Source organism: Nostoc sp. CHAB 5715 (assembly GCF_020829685.1).
Classification (GTDB): domain Bacteria; phylum Cyanobacteriota; class Cyanobacteriia; order Cyanobacteriales; family Nostocaceae; genus Nostoc.
This window is the reverse complement of the sequence record NZ_JAIVFR010000435.1, coordinates 1-5,952: the sequence shown is the minus strand read 5'-3', so window position 1 is coordinate 5,952 and position 5,952 is coordinate 1. Positions and strand designations below refer to the sequence as shown.

At 44.0% G+C, this 5,952-nt stretch carries 3 protein-coding genes and 1 pseudogene; all 4 read left to right on the top strand.

The annotated features are described in order from the left end of the window. Positions 1–16 precede the first annotated feature (16 nt). Positions 17–787: pseudogene (locus tag LC574_RS22425) on the top strand (HlyD family efflux transporter periplasmic adaptor subunit); the annotation flags it as partial. A 109-nt stretch (positions 788–896) separates the two neighbouring features. After that, on the top strand, positions 897–1,670 hold the full coding sequence (locus LC574_RS22420; RefSeq protein WP_229455719.1) for a filamentous hemagglutinin N-terminal domain-containing protein: 774 nt from the start codon (positions 897–899) through the stop codon (positions 1,668–1,670). A gap of 145 nt (positions 1,671–1,815) precedes the next feature. Continuing rightward, on the top strand, positions 1,816–2,952 hold the full coding sequence (locus LC574_RS22415; RefSeq protein ID WP_229455716.1) for an S-layer family protein: 1,137 nt from the start codon (positions 1,816–1,818) through the stop codon (positions 2,950–2,952). Positions 2,953–3,006: 54 nt separating this feature from the next. Next, entirely contained in the window at positions 3,007–5,595 is a 2,589-nt protein-coding gene (locus LC574_RS22410) for a CHAT domain-containing protein (protein WP_229455715.1), read from the top strand. The last annotated feature ends 357 nt before the right edge of the window (positions 5,596–5,952 follow it).

The following is a 5,952-nucleotide window of genomic DNA, read 5'->3' as shown; positions in this document are numbered from 1 at the left end:
ATTCTAGTCTGGCTGAGATCAATTTGAGGAAGCACAACTAGCTGTTCGCCAGCAAGAACAAGCACTATTAGCAGCTAAAGCCAAATTGCAAAATGTCCAAACTGCCCTCAATCCCAGTAATGCACAAGTAGCGATCGCTTCTCAACGCATTGCCCAAGAAAAAGCTACGGGTCAAGCCAACATTGCTACTTTAGACAAAGAACGCCAAGCTTTAATCCAACAACGAATTGAAATCCAAAAACAGCTAGAGAGCGACACCCGCGAACTCCAACAAGTAAATATTGACCTCAGCCAGACTAGAATTACTGCCACAGCAGACGGAATTATTTCTAAATTAAACCTGCGAAACTCCGGTCAAACAGTGCCTGCTGGAGAGGAAATTGCCCAAATTGTCCCCACTGATGCTTCCTTGGAGATTAAGGCAGCAGTAGCACTTCAGGATAAAAATAAGTTGAAACAAGGTCAAAAGGTACAAATGCGGGTTTCTGCTTGTCCTTATCCAGATTATGGTACTCTCAAAGGCAAGGTTAAGACGATTTCCCCGGATGCAATCGCACCTCAAGGGAATGCTGCTAATGCCACCGCCACAAAATCTGCTAGCCAAAAGATGGCAGCCGTTGGTGGGTTCTATGAGGTAACAATTGAGCCAGAAAGCCTTTCTCTAGGTAGGGACAAACACCTGTGTGCGTTGCAATTGGGAATGGAGGGTACAGTCGATATTATTTCTAGAGAAGAGACTGTGATGCAATTCTTTCTGAGGAAGGCAAGGTTGATTGCAGACTTGTGAGCGATCGCATTGTAACTATTCGTAATTATTTCTCGCAATCCTACCGTGGATTTTCTATCTATCCTTATAAATGGGTGTAGTTTACCTTGCTGGTTATTTAAGGGGTGCAATGTTTAAAATGACGCGATGCAGGCCGCGTTGGTGCTGGAAATTCGCACTGGGAAGTTGGTTTGTGATGGGTAGTGCGATCGGCGAAGCTGTATTGCAGACATTCGCTTTCTCTTCTAATTGCGCTTTTGCTCAAATTACCCCCGATAGCACTCTACCCAATAATTCGAGTGTTACAACACAGAATAACATCAGTACCATTGAAGGGGGAACCCAAGCTGGAAGGAACTTGTTCCACAGTTTTCAAGAGTTTACTGTTCTACCTGGCGGCACTGCTTTCTTTAATAATGCTGCGGATATTCAAAATATCATTAGTCGGGTAACGGGTGGGTTAGTTTCCGATATTGATGGGTTAATTCGTGCTAATGGTACAGCTAACCTGTTTCTGATTAATCCCAATGGAATTGTATTTGGTCAAAATGCTCAATTAAATATTGGTGGTTCTTTTGTTGCGACAACAGCTAATGCACTGCAATTTGACAATCAAGGTTTTTTCAGTGCTTCCAACCCAAATTCTCCACCGTTGCTGAGAGTCAATCCTTCAGCTTTTTTATTCAATCAAATTACATCTCAACCAGTTAATTCCATCGAAAGTCAAGCAGTTCTGTCAGTTCCTGATGGTCAAAGCTTGTTACTAGTGGGAGGCAAAGTCTCGCCAAGTCTAGTCGAAACTGGCGGAATATTAATAGATTATGGGTTATTACGGGCTGGTGATGGTCGAATCGAACTCGGAGGATTAGCCGGAGTAGGAACAGTTGGGCTGAATTCAGATTAAAGCTGATGATTTTGTAATTGTCTCTGGGATTAGTTCTAATGGTTTTTCTAGAGGGCTGTTAACTAGTACTGAGCCAGGGGCGCAGGGTCAGAGCGGAGAGATTACAGTTAATACAGGTGCTTTTCGTGTCGCAGATGGGGCAGTTGTGAACGCTCAAACTCTCAACGCTAGTGATGCGGGTAACATTACCATTAAGGCTAATACCTTTGAGGCTACTGGCGGTGGACAAGTACTTACTACTACTGGCGGTAGTGGCAGGGCAGGTAATATCACTATCAATACTACTGACAGCGTGACTATCTCTGGTAGCGATCGCACTTTCTATGAGCGATTTGCCTTGTATGGCCCAGAAAGAGTCAGAAATGAAGGCCCTGCTAGTGGACTATTCGCTAACACTGATATCAACTCTACAGGAGACGGTGGTACAATCTCCATTAACCCAAATAAACTAACTATCACAGAGGGTGCTGGCGTAGCAGTCAATAGCCAAGGTCAAGGAAACGCAGGTAACTTACTGATTCAACAAGCAGACTCTATAACCCTTGATGGTCAAGCATTCCTGTCCGCAGCCACTGAAAGCGGTGAAGGGGGCAATATTACACTGCAGGCCCAGGACTTATTGCTTTTGCGCGGTGCTAGTAAGATATCTGCTGAAGCTGGCAATAATGGCAATGGCGGCAATATCAATATAAATAGCGGCTTCATTGTCGCGGTTCCTTCAGAAAACAGTGATATCCTTGCCAATGCCTTTGAGGGCAATGGGGGTAATATCCAAATCACATCTCAAGGCATCTTTGGTATCCAGCCCCGCTCTAACCCAACTTCTCTGAGTGATATTACCGCTAGTTCTGAGTTTGGCGTAGACGGTGTAGTAGAAATTAACACGCCGGATATTGACCCTAACAGTGGCTTAGTCAACTTACCAACTGTACCAGTTGATACCCAAGTAGCACAGACTTGTACCGCAGGTAGCGCTGTAGCTAAGAGCAGTTTTACAATCACTGGACGCGGTGGCTTACCACCTAATCCGGGTGAAGCCCTCAGCGCTGACGCAGTGCAGGTAGATTTGGTGACTCTCAACCCAGAAGTAGGTAAACCCTCTACTCCAGCAGTTTCCACAAATCCCATTAATCCAACACCAACTCGCATAGTAGAAGCTACTGGTTGGGTAACTGCTGCTAATGGCGATGTAATTCTCACTAGTGCACCCATTGTCACGCCTCATTCTTCCTGGCAGAGGACAGCCGATTGCCGTGTGTTTAATCAACGTCAGGGAGGTTGAGCAACTTATACTATCTATTTTTAGTAAAAACGCGGTGCAAGTGAGGGCAAAAACATGGCGACAAAAAAATCTAGATTACGCAAAATCAAACGCTTTTTAAGTGTACTGCTGCTTTTGGCTATGTTTTTAGGCGCGGGGTTATTGCCCCCCACTTTCGCACATGTAACTGCGGAAAACTCGATTGTTCAAAGGTTGCCCGATGCCCAAAGTTTGCTGGAACAGGGCAGTAAATTTTATGAAGCCGAACGGTTTGCTGAAGCTGCTACTTCTTGGCAACAGGCTATCTCTGCATTCAAAGCTAATGGCGATGAACAAAGACTTACGATCGCACTAGCTAATCTCTCATTAGCTTATCAGCAATTGGGACAGTGGTCAGAGGCAGAAACTGCGATCGCTCAAAGTCTCAACTTATTACAAACTGCTCAAAATATAAATAGCAAAGACTCCTCGCAAATTCTCGCCCAAGTCCTAGATATCAAAGGTCGCCTGCAATTGGCTCAAAGCAAAGCTGAAGATGCCCTGGATACTTGGCGAGTATCACTTGACATTTATACCAAAATCGGCCATGAAAGGGCGGTTATTCAAAATCGGATTAACCAAGCGCAAGCTTTGCAAGCTCTAGGGTTTTATCGGCAAGCTGAGAAGACGTTAAGAGAAAGTACCCAGATTCTCCAAAGTCAACCCAACTCACCTGTTAAAGTCGCAGCCCTGCATAGTCTTGGCAATGTCGTGCAAGTTACAGGTGATTTAGAAACATCTCGGCAGATATTGCAGCAAAGTTTAGAAGTAGCTTCATCGTTGCCAAATCAAGAAGCGATCGCTGATATTCTCCTCAGTCTGGGTAATACAGCCCGTGTTCAGCAAGACACGCAAACAGCTATAAAATATTATCAACAAACTATCAAAACTGCAACCTCACCCACTACGCGCATCCAAGCTCAAGCCAATCAACTAAGACTACTGCTGAAAACTGAGCAATTGTCAGCTTTCCAAACATTGTCCTCTCAAATGAAAACTCAGCTTAACGACTTACCCCTTAGTCGGACAGCAATTTCTGCCCGCATTAACTTTGCCCAAAGTCTAATGCAATTCCGAAAAAAAATTGCCGCAGACAGTCCCTCATGGTTGGACATTGCTCAATTACTGGCAACTGCGATTGAGCAAGCAAAAAGTTTGCAAGATAGACGCACAGAATCCTATGCTATTGGTGTTTTAGGGCAAGTCTACGAACAAACTCAACAGTGGTCTGATGCCCAAAACCTCACCCAACAAGCCTTGCTCGTCGCTCAAGATATCGATGCTAAAGACATTGGCTATCAATGGCAATGGCAACTAGGACGTTTGCTTAAAACTAAGGGAGATATAAAAGGAGCAGTAGCAGCTTACACAGAAGCAGTTAATAACCTCCAAGCCCTCCGTAGTGATTTAGTTGCTGTCAATTCTGCGGTGAAATTTTCCTTTCGAGAGGAAGTTGAACCAGTTTATCGACAGTTGGTTGATTTACTTTTGCAATCTCAGGGTAACTCCCAACTTAGTTCAGAAAATCTTGCCAAAGCCAGCAATACAATTGAATTACTCCAAATAGCAGAACTAGAAAACTTCTTTCGCAACAACTGTTTGAATGCTCAAATCCGTAATCCAAAAAAAGATCCAACGGCAGCAATTGTTTATCCATTTATTTTGCCAGACCGACTAGAGGTGATCATCGAGTTACCGCAACAGCGTTGGTTGCACTACACTACCCCTGTTGTTGAAAAAGAATTGGAAACTACTTTAGCGCAACTACAGGAAAATCTACCCAAACCACACACGCTGCGACAGGTTCAATCTTTATCCCAGAAGGTTTACAAATGGCTGATTCAACCTGCTGAAGCTGCCTTAGCTGAAACTAAGACTCCTACTTTGGTATTTGTGCTGGATGGTTGGTTGCGAAATATTCCGATGGCAGCTCTCTACGATGGCAAACAGTATCTAGTTGAGAAGTATAACATTGCACTCACCCCCAGTCTGCAACTGATTGAACCCAAAACATCACAGAAGGGATTAAAGGCAATAGCCGCAGGATTGAGTGAAGCAAGTTCGGGATTTTCTGCACTACCCAACGTCAAACTTGAATTAGAACAAATCCGCTCTCAAGTCCCTAGCAGCATCCTTCTGAATCAAGAATTTACCAGTAAAACTTTGCAAAATCGGATTAATTCTCTATCTTTCCCTATCGTTCATCTTGCAACTCATGGTCAGTTTAGCTCCAAGGCTGAGGAGACATTTATTGTCGCTTGGGATGAGCGTATTTATGTCAAAAAGTTAAATGAGTTAGTGCGAACACTAGAGCAAAATAGACCCGAAGCGATTGAGTTGCTTATTCTTAGTGCCTGTCAAACAGCTACCGGGGACGAACAAGCTGCACTAGGAATTGCTGGTGTCGCTTTTCAGGCAGGAGCACGCAGTACGATCGCTTCTTTGTGGAACTTGGATGATGAGTCTACTGCTGTGTTGATGAGTCAATTTTACCAAGAGTTAGCCAACAAAAACCTAACTAAAGCTGAAATACTCCGTCGCGCCCAGCTAGCTCTTTTGCAAAATCCCAAATACAAACGTCCCAGGTTTTGGGCCCCCTATGTTCTTTTGGGTAATTGGCTTTGAGCCATCACCACTTCAAATGGTGGGATTCAGGCTAGGAGTTGGAGTTAACTTTTTGTCCATTTACTTACGCAGATGCGATCGCATCAACTTACAATGCGATTGTATCGACTTACAATTCGATTGTTTCGGCTAACAATTCGATTGTTTCGGCTAACAATTCGATTGTATCGGCTGACAATGCGATTGTTTCGGCTAACAATGCGATTGTATTGGGTGACAATTCGATTGTATCACAGGATATGGAAAACCTTACTTTCATTTCTCTCCTCTTAAGACTACGGCGTACACACAAGTCTTGCCGCAGCCATATCTTTATTAAGAAATCTCACACTACGTTTCTATTTTGCCTCTGATTTT

What these genes read in the sequence shown, in the direction of transcription:
- LC574_RS22420 (WP_229455719.1), top strand. Translation starts at nt 897, where the DNA reads ATGTTTAAAATGACGCGATGCAGGCCGCGTTGGTGCTGGAAATTCGCA.
- LC574_RS22410 (WP_229455715.1), top strand. Translation starts at nt 3,007, where the DNA reads ATGGCGACAAAAAAATCTAGATTACGCAAAATCAAACGCTTTTTAAGT.